Source organism: Methylobacterium sp. WL103 (genome assembly GCF_008039885.1).
Taxonomy (GTDB): Bacteria; Pseudomonadota; Alphaproteobacteria; order Rhizobiales; family Beijerinckiaceae; genus Methylobacterium; species Methylobacterium cerastii.
Genome location: NZ_VRUX01000089.1, coordinates 1 through 11,387, shown reverse-complemented (window position 1 = coordinate 11,387; position 11,387 = coordinate 1). Strand labels below are relative to the sequence as shown.

Here is an 11,387-nt window from a genome sequence, read left to right as displayed (position 1 = left end):
GAGCCCGATCGCCTGGATGGTGCGGCGGCGCGGCCGCGACGGGGCGCCGCTTCTCGACCGGGCGTCGTTCGAGGCCGGCGAGCGCCTGCGCCGCGACATCACCACGGGCATGCTGATGCCGCGGATGGGCATCGACTGGACGGCGATCCGCGTCGACGGCTCGGGGCCGCGCGACGCCGCCGGCGCCTCCGACACGATGATGGCGGCGCGCGCCCGGGTGGACCGCGCGATGGATGCGGTCGGCCACGACCTGTCGGGCCTGTTGATCGACCTGTGCGGCCACGTGAAGGGGCTGGAGCGGATCGAGGAGGAACGCCGCTGGCCGGCCCGCTCCGCCAAGGTGGTCGCCAAGATCGCCCACGGGCGGCTGGCCGAGCATTACGGCCTGCAGCGCGAGGCCATAGGCCCGGACCATGCCCGCATGCGGCTGTGGCGCGACCGGGCGTGAGGCGGTCGCCCGCTCAGGCGGCGAGGCGGACCGCGTCGCGGTGAATGCGGTCGGCCATGGCGCGGACGCCGTTGGAACGCTGCGGGGTGAGGTGCTCGCCGAGGCCCAACTTGGTGTAGAGGGCGAAGGCGTCGGTGTCTGCCGCCTCGCGCGGGGTCTTGCCGTCGAACAGCGCGACCATCAGCGCGACGAGGCCGCGCACGATGTGGGCGTCGCTGTCGCCCCGCAGGTGAAGGCGCGGCACGTCGGCGGACGCATCGACGTTCAGGTCGATCCACACTTGGCTGGCGCAGCCCAGCACCTTGTTCGACTCCGCGTGCAGGGCGGCGTCGGCCGGCGGCAAGGTGCGCCCGAGCTCGATCAGGTAGCGGTAGCGCTCTTCCCAGTCGTCGATGAATTCGAAGTTCTCGACGATGGTCTCGATCGGAGGCAGCATGCTCGGCCGGTGTTCTGTCGGGGGCGCGGGGGTCGTCCAAGATATAGGTCGCCACCCCGGCCGAAGCGAATCTGCGGCGCCCTTCAGGCTGGGCCGTCGACCCGCGCCTCCGGCAGCTGCAGCCGCAGCGGGTCCTCGGCCGTCGCCACCCCGGTGACGGCGATCTCGGCCTGAGCCGCGTAGGCCGCGATCAACCGTGGCCCGAGCTTTGGAATGTTGGGCCGGCCGGATTCAGCCTGGTCGCCGGCGCCGGAGGTGATCGAGAGGCGCACCGGCGCGCCGGGGGCGGCGTCGATGTCGATGGCGATGGCGCAAGCGACGCTCTCGGCGGTGGCGTCGAGGCACTCGGCCACGATCTCGGCGACGATCATCCCGAGCGCGTTGGCGGTGCGCGGCTCGACGAGGCTGGTGCCGGCGCCGCCGAGGTGGACGCCGATGCGCCCGGCGCGGCGGAGCTGGCCGAGGCCGGAGGCGAGCCGATGCAAGTAATCGCGCAGGTCGATCGAGGCGATGTGGGGCGCCTCGTGCAGGTGCTGCTGCACCAGCGCGATCGCCCGCACCCGCTGGCCCAGCGCCTCGAAGCTGCCGCGACAGGGCTCCGGCGCCGCGCGGCCGTAGAGGCCGATCAGGCTGACCATGACCTGCAGGTTGTTGCGGACGCGGTGGTAGACCTCGGCGAGCAGGGTCTCCTTCTCCTGCAGCGCCTCCTCGATATGTACCTCGGCATGCTTGCGGTCGGTGATGTCGAAGCAGGAGCCGAGATAGCCGCGGAACTCGCCGTCCTCGGTCAGCGGCCGGGCGGTGTCGAGCAGCCAGCGATAGGCCCCGTCGTGACGACGCAGGCGGAACTCGACGGTGAAGGGCTCGCGCGCGGTGAACGCCTCGGAGACGATGCGCGCGTGCCGCTCGAAGTCGTCCGGATGCAGGCCCGTGCGCCAGCCGACGCCGAGTTCTTCCTCCAGCGGCCGGCCGGTGAACTGGAGCCAGCACTCGTTGTGATGGATCGCGTGGCCGCGATGGTCCGAGCGCCACATCATCAGCGGGACGTCGTCGGCGAAGCGCCGGAACTCCGCACTGACACCGTGCGCGCCCGGCCTGCTGTCCTGACCGCCCGCACCGGCCGGCTTCGACTCACCGTTCATGATCTACCCGATCCGCCCCTGGTTCGACCTGATGTGCGCAAGACAAGCGCCGGTCAACGTGTCGGGCCTTGGGCCGTTCCGATCAGACGTCGTCGTGTCATGGAAGTGGCCGCGCAGACCCGATCCGGGGCCGGCGCGGCGTTGCGTCGGAGCCGATTTCAGCGCGGGTCCGGCGGCCCTTCGCCCTTGCCGACGAAGGGGATGCCGTCGATCGGGCATTCCTCGGTGCCGACGCCCTGGCGGGTGATGGCGCGCACCGCGTCGCGGGTGGCGTCGGGGTCCTCGATCCAGCGGCGGTAGAAGTCGTAGGGGCATTCCGACAGCCCGTGCCGATTCTCCTTGGAGTTGATCATCCCGGTGTAGCCGCGGTGGAGCAGCTTGAAGAGGTGGTTTTCCGACTGCCCGTGCGCGCGGAAATCGCGAATCAGGAATTTCGAAAGCGCCGCGTACTGGATGCCCATCTCCTCCTCGCCGCACTCGCCGAGCGTGCGCCCGTCGAAGCCGACGATCGCCGAGTGGCCGAAGTAGCTGTAGACTCCGTCGAAGCCGGCGGCGTTGGCCACCGCGACGTAGGTGTTGTTGGCGAAGGCCATCGCCTTCGACATCAGGATCTGCTGCTCTTTCGCCGGGTACATGTAGCCCTGGCAGCGGATGATGAGTTCCGCCCCGCGCATGGCGCAATCGCGCCAGATCTCGGGGTAGTTGCCGTCGTCGCAGATGATCAGGCTGATCATCAGGCCCTTCGGCCCCTCCGAGACGTAGGTGCGGTCGCCCGGATACCAGCCCTCGATCGGCGTCCAGGGCATGATCTTGCGGTACTTCTGCACGATCTCGCCCTGGTCGTTCATCAGGATCAGGGTGTTGTAGGGCGCCTTGTTCGGATGCTCCTCGTGGCGCTCGCCGGTGAGCGAGAACACGCCCCAGACCTTGGCCCTGCGGCAGGCGTCGGCGAAGATCTCGGTCTCGGCGCCGGGCACGGTCGAGGCGGTCTCGTACATCTCCCCCGCGTCGTACATGATCCCGTGGGTCGAGTATTCGGGGAAGATCACCAGGTCGAGACCCGGCAGGCCGGCCTTCATGCCGACGATCATGTCGCCGATCTTCTTGGCGTTCTCCAGCACCTCTGCCTTCGTGTGGAGGCGCGGCATCTTGTAGTTCACCACCGCGACGCCGACGCTGTCGGCGCTGGACGAGATGTCTCCGTGCATCATGGCGTGGGTTCCTCCTGGCTCGGGTTTCTTCGCTCCCCCCTAAGGATCTCGGGCTTGCCCGAGATCCGCGCCTTGTGTGCCCAAGTCGGGCAAGCCCGACTTGGGTGAGGGGGAGGGTGGGTCTCGCGTGAGCGAGGGTCGGGACAGGGGAGCGCGATGTCCGGAGGGTTCGGAGCCGGCCCCTCTCCCGCCCTGCATCCGCAGGGCACCCTCCCCCGCAGAGGGGGGGAAGGTTGGTCCGTCAGTGGCTGATCATCCACGGCCGCGCGTTCGGGAAGCTCTTGGCGGCCGTGGGGTTGGATTTGGCCTTCGTCCCCGAGCAGCAGCCGCAGCCGGTCCCGTGCGCGGACGACTTGCGGGGGGCGTGCGCGCTCCGCTCGTTGGTCGCGTAGGCCTTGCGCCGGCCCGCATCCATCGAGGCGAGGTTCGGCGCGGTGAGGAAGGCGCGCCCGCACGCCGTCCCGCAATCGGGGCAGTCGTGCGGGTCCTTGAACTGCGCCATCGGGCGCAGCACCGTGAACGGCCCGCAGGCCTCGCAAGCGTAATCGTAGACCGGCATTCGCGCGCTTCCAGGCAAGGTGTGTGCGGTTTGCCGGCCGGGAAGCGCGGCAAACCAGGAGACTACAGATCCGGTGAGAGCGGCATCTGGATCGAGCCGTCGATGAACTTCGTCGGCCCGTCGGCGCCGGGATTGATGTCGAACTCGAAGATCTTGGTCGGAATCCACAAGGTCGCGCAGGCGTTGGGGATGTCGACCACGCCCGAGATGTGGCCCTGGACCGGTGCGGTGCCGAGGATCGAGTAGGCCTGCGCGCCCGAGTAGCCGAACTTCTTCAGGTACTCGATCGCGTTGAGGCAGGCCTGCCGGTAGGCCACCGTCACGTCGAGATAATGCTGCTTGCCGTATTCGTCGACCGAGACGCCCTCGAAGATCAAGTGGTCGTCGAACTTCGGCGTGACCGGCGACGGCTTGAAGATCGGGTTCTTGATCCCGTACTTGGCCATGCCGTCCTTGATCAGGCTGACCTTGAGGTGGACCCAGCCGGCCATCTCGATCGCGCCGCAGAAGGTGATCTCGCCGTCGCCCTGGCTGAAATGCAGGTCGCCCATCGAGAGGCCGGCGCCGGGCACGTAGACCGGGAAGTAGATCTTCGATCCGCGCGACAGGTCCTTGATGTCGCAATTGCCGCCGTGCTCGCGCCCCGGCACCGTGCGGGCGCCTGTCGCGGCCGCCTTCTCCTTCGCCTCGCCCTTGAGGCGTCCCATGTGGGCGGTGGGCCCGAAGGGCAGGGTGGCGAGAGCCGGCACCCGGTTCGGGTCGGTGTCGAACAGCGCCTTCTCGCGGGTGTTCCAGGTCTCGAGCATCTTCGGATCGGGCAGGCAGCCGATCAGGCCGGGATGGATCAGGCCGGGGAAGCGCACGCCGGGGATGTGGCGCGACTTGGTGAACATGCCCTCGAAGTCCCAGATCGACTTCTGGGCCTGGGGGAAGTGCTCGTCGAGGAAGCCGCCGCCGTTGTTCTTCGAGAAGAAGCCGTTGAAGCCCCACTGGCTCTCGGGCTTGGCGCCGATGTCGAGGAGGTCGACCACCAGGAGGTCGCCGGGCTCGGCGCCCTCGACGCCGATCGGGCCGGAGAGGAAGTGCACGATCGACAGGTCGATGTCGCGCACGTCGTCGGCGGAATCGTTGTTCTTGATGAAGCCGCCGGTCCAATCATAGGTCTCGACGATGAAGTCGTCGCCGGGCTTCACCATGGCGACCATCGGGATGTCCGGGTGCCAGCGGTTGTGCACCATGTCGTTGTCGTAGGCCGATTGCGTCAGGTCGACCTTGATCAGCGTCTCGGGCATTTTCTGACTTTGCTCCCTGTCTTGGAAACCTGGGGACGGCGATGCCCCGAACGACCGGTTGAGCCGGCCGAAACCTTTCAGCTCGCGAGCAGCTGTTTCAGCGCGTCGTCGAGGATCTGGATGTCGTCGGGGCTGGTGCCCGGTCCGCCGGCGAAGTGGCCCCACCACGTGTCGATGACGCGCAACTCGGCGTTCGGCATCGACTCCGCCTCGATCCGGTTGTCCTCGGGCGGGAAGTACAGGTCGGTCGAGGCCGGCATCAGGATCGCCTTCGCGGTGATCGCGCGAAGCGCCGCCTTGGTGTCCCCGAGGAAGGTGTCGTTGGCGCCGATGTCGCCGTTCTGCCAGGTCCACAGCATCGCGAGCAGGTCGTTGGCGTCGCGCGTATAAAACAGGCCTTCCCAGAATCCGACGAGGAAGTCTTCGAGCGAGGCGTAGCCCATGTGGGTCTTGTCCGCCTCGATCCGGTAGAAGGTCTGAGACAGGCCCCAGCCGGCGTAGACCCGGCCGAAGGCGCGCAGCCCCTTGTTCGGCGGGCTCGCATACCAACCCTCTGCGAAGGCGGCGTCGGCCTGGAGCGCCGCCTTGGCGCCCTCGAGGAAGACGAAGTTGTGCCGCGAGCACTTGGCCGAGCCTTGGAACGGCAAGATGCGCGGGACCATTTCGGGATAGAGCGCGCCCCAATGGTAGGTCTGGAGCGCCCCCATCGACCAGCCGGTCACCAGGACCAGTTTTTCGATGCCGAAATGCTCGGTGACGAGCCGGTGCTGTGCGCGGACGTTGTCGTAGGCCGTGACGTTGGGGAAGCGCGGCCCGTTCCAGGGAGCCGGCGTGTTGCTCGGCGAGGACGAGAGCCCGTTGCCGAACATGTTCGGGATGATGATGAAGTACGTGTCGGGGTCGAGGGCCTTGCCCGGCCCGATCAGCCACTCGTTCTCGGTGTGCTGGCCGGAATACCAGGTCGGGTAGACGATGGCGTTGTCGCGGGCCGCGTTGAGCGTGCCGAAGGTCTTGAACGCGAGCTTGGCGTTGCGCAGCGTCTTGCCGCACTGGAGAACGTGGTCGCCGAGCTCGAAGATCTCGTAATCGGCCATGATGTCCTCGTTCAGACCGAGAGGAAGCGGGCGACCTGCGCTTCGTCGATGTCGGCGCGCAGCGACTCGTGGACGATCTCGCCGTTCTCCATCACGAGCACCCGGTCGGCGACGTCGAGGGCGAAGCTCAGCACCTGCTCGGAGACGACGATCGACAGGCCGCGCGCGTCGCGGATCGCCTTCAGCGTCCGCCCCATCTCGCGGATGATCGAGGGCTGGATGCCCTCGGTCGGCTCGTCGAGGAGCAGCACCTTCGGGCGGCTCGCGAGCGCCCGGGCGATGGCGAGCTGCTGCTGCTGGCCGCCGGAGAGGTTGCCGCCGCGCCGGCCCTTCATCTCCAACAGCACGGGGAACATGTCGTAGAGGTCCCGGGGGACGCGGCGTGTGCCGGTGACGGTCAGCCCGGTCTCGATGTTCTCCTGCACCGTCATGGTCGAGAAGATCATCCGGCCCTGCGGCACGTAGGCGAGGCCCTTGGCGACGCGGGCATGGCTCTTGAGGCCGCCGATTTCGGCGCCGTCGACGCGGATCGAGCCGGCCTTCACCGGCACGATCCCCATCAGGGTCTTCATCAGCGTGGTCTTGCCCATGCCGTTGCGGCCCATCACCGCGACGATCTCGCCGGGCGCGACCTGGAAGTCGAGGCCGTGCAGCACCTCGCTCTGGCCGTAGGCGGCGTGCAGGTCCGCGACGCGCAGGATCGGCGCGGCCGACGGGACCGTCGGCAGCGGAGGGGCTTTCGCCAGGGGAGGATGCGCGGTCTGCAGCATGATGCTCAGTGTCCCAGATACACTTCGATGACCTTCGGATCGTTCTTGACCCGCTCCATCGAGCCCTCCGACAGGACCTTGCCCTGGTGCAGCACGGTGACCCGGTGGGCGATGTCCTCGACGAACTTCATGTCGTGCTCGATCACCAGCACCGAGCGGCCGACGATGATCTGGTTGAGGAGCTCGGCGGTCTTGATGCGCTCGCCGACGCTCATCCCGGCCACCGGCTCGTCGAGCATCAGCAGCTCCGGATCCTGGATCAGCAGCATGCCGATCTCGAGCCACTGCTTCTGGCCATGGCTCAGGAACTCGGCCCGCTCCAGGAGCTGGTCCTTGAGGAAGATCGTCTCGGCGATCTCGTGGATGCGGTCGCGCACCTCGGCGTCGCGCTTGAAGGTCAGCGCCCCGAACACCGAGCGCCCGCGCGGGAACGAGATCTCCAGGTTCTCGAACACCGTGAGGTCGTCGTAGATCGACGGCGTCTGGAACTTGCGCCCGACGCCGGCCTGGACGATCGCGCTCTCGGTGAGCTTGGTCAGCTCCTGGCCCTTGTACTTGATCGACCCGGCGCTGGCGCGGGTGCGCCCGCAGATCAGGTCGAGCACGGTGGTCTTGCCGGCCCCGTTCGGGCCGATGATCACCCGGATCTCGTTGGGGTCGACGTAGAACGAGACGTCGTTGACCGCCTTGAACCCGTCGAAGGAGACGGTGAGGGCGTCGACCGCCAGCAGGTATTCGGGGGCGTTCGGGTTGGCGCCGATGACGGAGCCCGGGAGGATCGCGGCGTTCATGATGCTCTCACTCGGCCGGGGCGCCGTGGGGGACGATCGCGGGGGGCGGGGCGCGCAGACCCTTCACCCGGCGGGTGAGGCGGGGTTCGATGTGCTCGCGCCAGATGCCGGCGAGGCCGTTCGGGAAGGCGAGCACCACGGCGATGAACAGGGCGCCGAGGCCGAACAGCCACAGGTCGGGGAAGGATTCCGAGAAGCTGGTCTTGGCCCAGTTGACGAGCAGCGTGCCCCAGACCGCGCCGAACAGCGACATCCGCCCGCCGACGGCGGCGTAGATCACCATCTCGATCGAGGGCACGATGCCGACGAAGGACGGCGACATGAACCCGACCTGGAGGGTGAACATCGCGCCCCCGATCGCCGCGAAGGCGGCGGCGAGGCAGAAGGCGAAGACCTTGAACCCGGCGACCGAGTAGCCGGAGAACCGCACCCGGTCCTCCTTGTCGCGCATCGCGACGAGGATGCGCCCGAGCTTCGACTTCTTCACGAACTGCGCGATCAGGATGCAGCCGAGCAGCAGCCCGCCGTTGACGAAGTACAGGATGGTGTGGGCGCTGTCGGTGCGGATGTCCCAGCCGTGGAGGGTGCGCAGGTCGGTGATGCCGTTGATGCCGCCGGTGTAGCCCTGCTGCCCGACGATCAGGATGGTCAGGATCGCGGCGATCGCCTGGGTGATGATGGCGAAGTAGGTGCCGCCGACCCGGCGCTTGAACATCGCTGCCGAGATCGCGAAGGCGAACAGCACCGGCACCGCGACGACGAGGATCAAGGTCAGCGGCAGGCTCTGGAACGGCTTCCAGAACCACGGCAGTTCGGTGATCTGGTTCCAATCCATGAAGTCGGGGATGCCCGGCGTCGACTGGATCTTGGTGTTCGCGACGCTGGACGCCTCGAGCTTCAGGTACATCGCCATGCAGTAGCCGCCGAGGCCGAAGAAGCAGCCCTGGCCGAGCGACAGGATGCCGGCATAGCCCCAGCAGATGACGAGGCCGAGCGCCACGAAGGCGTAGGTGAGGTACTTGCCCACCAGGTTGAGCCGGAAGGCGTCGAGCAGGCTCGGCAGCACGACGAGGAGCACCAGAGCGAGAAGCGCGAGGCTTAGCCACTCGATCGGCTTCATGAACGGGTTGTCGTTCACGGTGACGGACTTGGTCAGGGTCTGGACGGGGTTCTTCATCGTCGAAATCCTCAGCGCCGGACCTTGAGGGTGAACAGGCCCTGCGGCCGCAGCATCAGGATGCCGACCACCGCGAGCAGGGTGAGCACCTTGGCCATCGAGCCGGAGAGGAAGAATTCCAGCGTCGACTGGGTCTGCGAGATCGAGAAGGCCGAGGCGATGGTGCCGAGCAGAGAGGCCGCCCCGCCGAACACGACGATCAGGAAGGTGTCGACGATGTAGAGCTGGCCCGAGGTCGGCCCCGTCGAGCCGATCATGGTGAAGGCCGAGCCGGCCACGCCCGCGATGCCGCAGCCGAGGCCGAAGGTGTAGCGGTCGACCTTCTCGGTATCGATGCCGACGGCGCCTGCCATCGGGCGGTTCGCCATCACTGCGCGAACCTGCTGGCCGAAGCGCGAGCGGTAGATCAGCAGCGCGACGCCGACCGTGATCAGCGTGGTGACAGCCATCACGAACAGGCCGTTGATCGGGATCTCGATGGACTCGGTGACCTGCACCGAGCCGATCAGCCAGGTCGGCAGCTCGACGCCGACCTCGCGCGCCCCGAAGATCGAGCGGTAGGCCTGCTGCAGGATCAGCGACAGGCCCCAGGTGGCGAGCAGCGTGTCGAGCGGGCGCTTGTAGAGGTGGCGGATCAGCGCCCACTCCACCAGCATCCCGAGCGCTCCCGAGGCGCAGAAGGCGAGCACCATCGCCAGGAAGAAGTAGCCCGGGAACAGGGCCGGCAGGTAGTTCTGGAAGAACGACGAGCACAGGTAGGTCATGTACGCGCCAAGGATCATGAACTCCCCGTGCGCCATGTTGATCACGCCCATCTGGCCGAAGATGATCGCCAGGCCGAGCGCCATCAGCACGTAGACGGAGAACAGGATCAGGCCGGCGAAGCCCTGCATCGCGAAGATCGCGCCGAGGTCGCCGAGGGAATAGTCACCGAACATCCGTGCGCTCCGAGCCGTCGGGAATGCCGGAGGGCCGTGGCCCGCCGCTTTGCGCGATCGCCGTCTCCCACCCTCCCACCTCGTCCTGAGGTGCCGGAGCGAAGCGGAGGCCTCGAAGGGGCCCTCCGGCGTGCTCGGCGACCCCTGGAGCCCTCCTTCGAGGCCCGCTGCCGCGGGCGCCTCAGGATGAGGTCGGGGGGATGAGTGATCGTCGAAAGGCCGTCTGCAAATCGCGCGCCGCGTCGGCGGCGCGCGGATGCGGCCTACTGGTAGCCCTTCGGGAACGGGTCCGGCTTGATCAGCTCGGGGCTGGTGTAGACGATCTCGAACTGGCCGTCGGGCTTGGCCTTGCCGACGCGGGTCTTCGACCAGAGGTGGTGGTTCGGGTCGATGCGGACGTAGCCTTCCGGCGCGCCCTTGAACTCGAGGTCGGGCGAGGCGGCGACGACCTTGTCGACGTCGAACGAGCCGGCCTTCTCGCAGGCCATCTTCCACAGGTAAGGCCCGAGGTAGGCGGCCTGGGTGACGTCGCCGATGACGGTCTTTTCGCCCCACATCTTCTTGAAGTCGGCAACGAACTTCTTGTTGTTGTCGTTCTCGATCGACTGGAAGTACTTCATGCACGAGTACGCCCCGGCGATGTTGTCGCCGCCGATGCCGTCGATCTCGTCCTCGGTGACCGAGATCGTCAGCAGCACCTGCTTCGAGAGGTCGATGCCGGAGGCCTTCAGCTGCTTGTAGAACGCCACGTTCGAGCCGCCGACCACGTCGGTGAAGATCACCTTCGGCTTGGTAAGCTTGATCTTGTTGATGACCGAGTTGAACTGCGTGTGGCCGAGCGGGAAGTACTCCTCGCCGACGACCTTGCCCTTGAGCACGTTCTCGACGTGCTTGCGGGCGATCTTGTTCGAGGTGCGCGGCCAGATGTAATCCGAGCCGACGAAGAAGAACGTGTCGCCGCCCTTCTCCTTGTGCACCCAGTCGAGACCCGCGAGGATCTGCTGCGTCGCCTCCTGGCCGGTGTAGAACACGTTCTTGGACTGCTCCAGGCCCTCGTAGAAGGTCGGGTAGTATAGGAGCCCGTTGTACTGCTCGAACACCGGCAGCACCGCCTTGCGCGAGGCGGAGGTCCAGCAGCCCATCACCGCCGCGCACTTGTCGTTGACCAGCAGCTTCTTGGCCTTCTCGGCAAACGTCGGCCAGTCGGAGGCGCCGTCCTCCTGGATGATCTTGATCTTGCGGCCGAGGATGCCGCCGGCCTCGTTGATCTGCGCGATGGCGAGCTTTTCCGCCTGCTGCGCGCCGGTCTCCGAGATCGCCATGGTGCCGGTGATCGAGTGGAGGATGCCGCAGGTCACCTCGGTGTCGGTGACGGCGAGGCCGGTGGTGCTCACCGCCGAGGTCGCCGGGCCGGCGGCATCCTCGGCCGCAAGATCAAGATCATCCAGGAGGACGGCGCCTCCGACTGGCCGACGTTTGCCGAGAAGGCCAAGAAGCTGCTGGTCAACGACAAGTGCGCGGCGGTGATG

12 protein-coding genes and 1 pseudogene are annotated in these 11,387 nt (G+C 67.3%); 2 read left to right on the top strand and 11 right to left on the bottom strand.

The features are described from left to right. Nucleotides 1–448, top strand: a 448-nt coding sequence (locus FV222_RS08370; RefSeq protein ID WP_246685378.1) for a DUF6456 domain-containing protein, incomplete at its 5' end; no start/stop codon positions are given. A gap of 13 nt (nucleotides 449–461) precedes the next feature. Here FV222_RS08370 and FV222_RS08365 read toward each other — a convergent pair. The 11 genes from FV222_RS08365 to urtA all read right to left on the bottom strand — a co-directional run bounded on the left by FV222_RS08365 (nucleotide 462) and on the right by urtA (nucleotide 11,306). Beyond that, nucleotides 462–884, bottom strand: a complete 423-nt coding sequence (locus FV222_RS08365; protein WP_147764829.1) for a SufE family protein — start codon at nucleotides 882–884, stop codon at nucleotides 462–464. Between the two features lie 83 nt (nucleotides 885–967). Continuing rightward, complete coding sequence (locus tag FV222_RS08360; protein WP_147754686.1) at nucleotides 968–2,026, bottom strand: PAS domain S-box protein; 1,059 nt, start codon at nucleotides 2,024–2,026, stop codon at nucleotides 968–970. 158 nt (nucleotides 2,027–2,184) lie between these two features. Continuing rightward, the gene (locus FV222_RS08355; RefSeq protein WP_147754685.1) at nucleotides 2,185–3,237 is read right to left on the bottom strand and encodes an aliphatic amidase; all 1,053 of its coding nucleotides are present in this window, start codon (nucleotides 3,235–3,237) and stop codon (nucleotides 2,185–2,187) included. 241 nt (nucleotides 3,238–3,478) lie between these two features. Beyond that, nucleotides 3,479–3,796 carry a zinc ribbon domain-containing protein gene (locus tag FV222_RS08345; protein WP_147765320.1) on the bottom strand — a complete coding sequence of 106 codons (318 nt, stop codon included), beginning with the start codon at nucleotides 3,794–3,796 and terminating at the stop codon, nucleotides 3,479–3,481. 62 nt (nucleotides 3,797–3,858) lie between these two features. After that, a complete protein-coding gene (gene fmdA / locus FV222_RS08340; RefSeq protein ID WP_147753746.1) occupies nucleotides 3,859–5,088 on the bottom strand; it encodes a formamidase in 1,230 nt (409 codons plus the stop codon). Between the two features lie 77 nt (nucleotides 5,089–5,165). Next, the gene (locus FV222_RS08335; RefSeq protein WP_147813801.1) at nucleotides 5,166–6,182 is read right to left on the bottom strand and encodes an alpha/beta fold hydrolase; all 1,017 of its coding nucleotides are present in this window, start codon (nucleotides 6,180–6,182) and stop codon (nucleotides 5,166–5,168) included. A gap of 11 nt (nucleotides 6,183–6,193) precedes the next feature. Continuing rightward, entirely contained in the window at nucleotides 6,194–6,883 is a 690-nt protein-coding gene (urtE, locus tag FV222_RS08330; protein ID WP_187277263.1) for an urea ABC transporter ATP-binding subunit UrtE, read from the bottom strand. A gap of 74 nt (nucleotides 6,884–6,957) precedes the next feature. Then, nucleotides 6,958–7,743, bottom strand: coding sequence for an urea ABC transporter ATP-binding protein UrtD (urtD, locus tag FV222_RS08325; RefSeq protein ID WP_147753749.1), 786 nt, complete (start codon nucleotides 7,741–7,743; stop codon nucleotides 6,958–6,960). 7 nt (nucleotides 7,744–7,750) lie between these two features. Then, nucleotides 7,751–8,920 carry an urea ABC transporter permease subunit UrtC gene (gene urtC / locus FV222_RS08320; protein WP_147753750.1) on the bottom strand — a complete coding sequence of 390 codons (1,170 nt, stop codon included), beginning with the start codon at nucleotides 8,918–8,920 and terminating at the stop codon, nucleotides 7,751–7,753. 11 nt (nucleotides 8,921–8,931) lie between these two features. Further along, nucleotides 8,932–9,858 carry an urea ABC transporter permease subunit UrtB gene (gene urtB, locus FV222_RS08315; protein WP_147761806.1) on the bottom strand — a complete coding sequence of 309 codons (927 nt, stop codon included), beginning with the start codon at nucleotides 9,856–9,858 and terminating at the stop codon, nucleotides 8,932–8,934. Nucleotides 9,859–10,121: 263 nt separating this feature from the next. Beyond that, complete coding sequence (urtA, locus tag FV222_RS08305; RefSeq protein ID WP_147813803.1) at nucleotides 10,122–11,306, bottom strand: urea ABC transporter substrate-binding protein; 1,185 nt, start codon at nucleotides 11,304–11,306, stop codon at nucleotides 10,122–10,124. On the opposite strand from urtA, the pseudogene FV222_RS08300 reads away from it, so the two are divergent. Next, nucleotides 11,268–11,387 (top strand): annotated as a pseudogene (locus FV222_RS08300) (transporter substrate-binding protein); the annotation flags it as partial. The gene urtA and the pseudogene FV222_RS08300 sit on opposite strands and share 39 nt — an antisense overlap.

What these genes read in the sequence shown, in the direction of transcription:
- FV222_RS08365 (WP_147764829.1), bottom strand. Translation starts at nt 884, where the DNA reads ATGCTGCCTCCGATCGAGACCATCGTCGAGAACTTCGAATTCATCGAC.
- FV222_RS08360 (WP_147754686.1), bottom strand. Translation starts at nt 2,026, where the DNA reads ATGAACGGTGAGTCGAAGCCGGCCGGTGCGGGCGGTCAGGACAGCAGG.
- FV222_RS08355 (WP_147754685.1), bottom strand. Translation starts at nt 3,237, where the DNA reads ATGATGCACGGAGACATCTCGTCCAGCGCCGACAGCGTCGGCGTCGCG.
- FV222_RS08345 (WP_147765320.1), bottom strand. Translation starts at nt 3,796, where the DNA reads ATGCCGGTCTACGATTACGCTTGCGAGGCCTGCGGGCCGTTCACGGTG.
- fmdA (WP_147753746.1), bottom strand. Translation starts at nt 5,088, where the DNA reads ATGCCCGAGACGCTGATCAAGGTCGACCTGACGCAATCGGCCTACGAC.
- FV222_RS08335 (WP_147813801.1), bottom strand. Translation starts at nt 6,182, where the DNA reads ATGGCCGATTACGAGATCTTCGAGCTCGGCGACCACGTTCTCCAGTGC.
- urtD (WP_147753749.1), bottom strand. Translation starts at nt 7,743, where the DNA reads ATGAACGCCGCGATCCTCCCGGGCTCCGTCATCGGCGCCAACCCGAAC.
- urtC (WP_147753750.1), bottom strand. Translation starts at nt 8,920, where the DNA reads ATGAAGAACCCCGTCCAGACCCTGACCAAGTCCGTCACCGTGAACGAC.
- urtB (WP_147761806.1), bottom strand. Translation starts at nt 9,858, where the DNA reads ATGTTCGGTGACTATTCCCTCGGCGACCTCGGCGCGATCTTCGCGATG.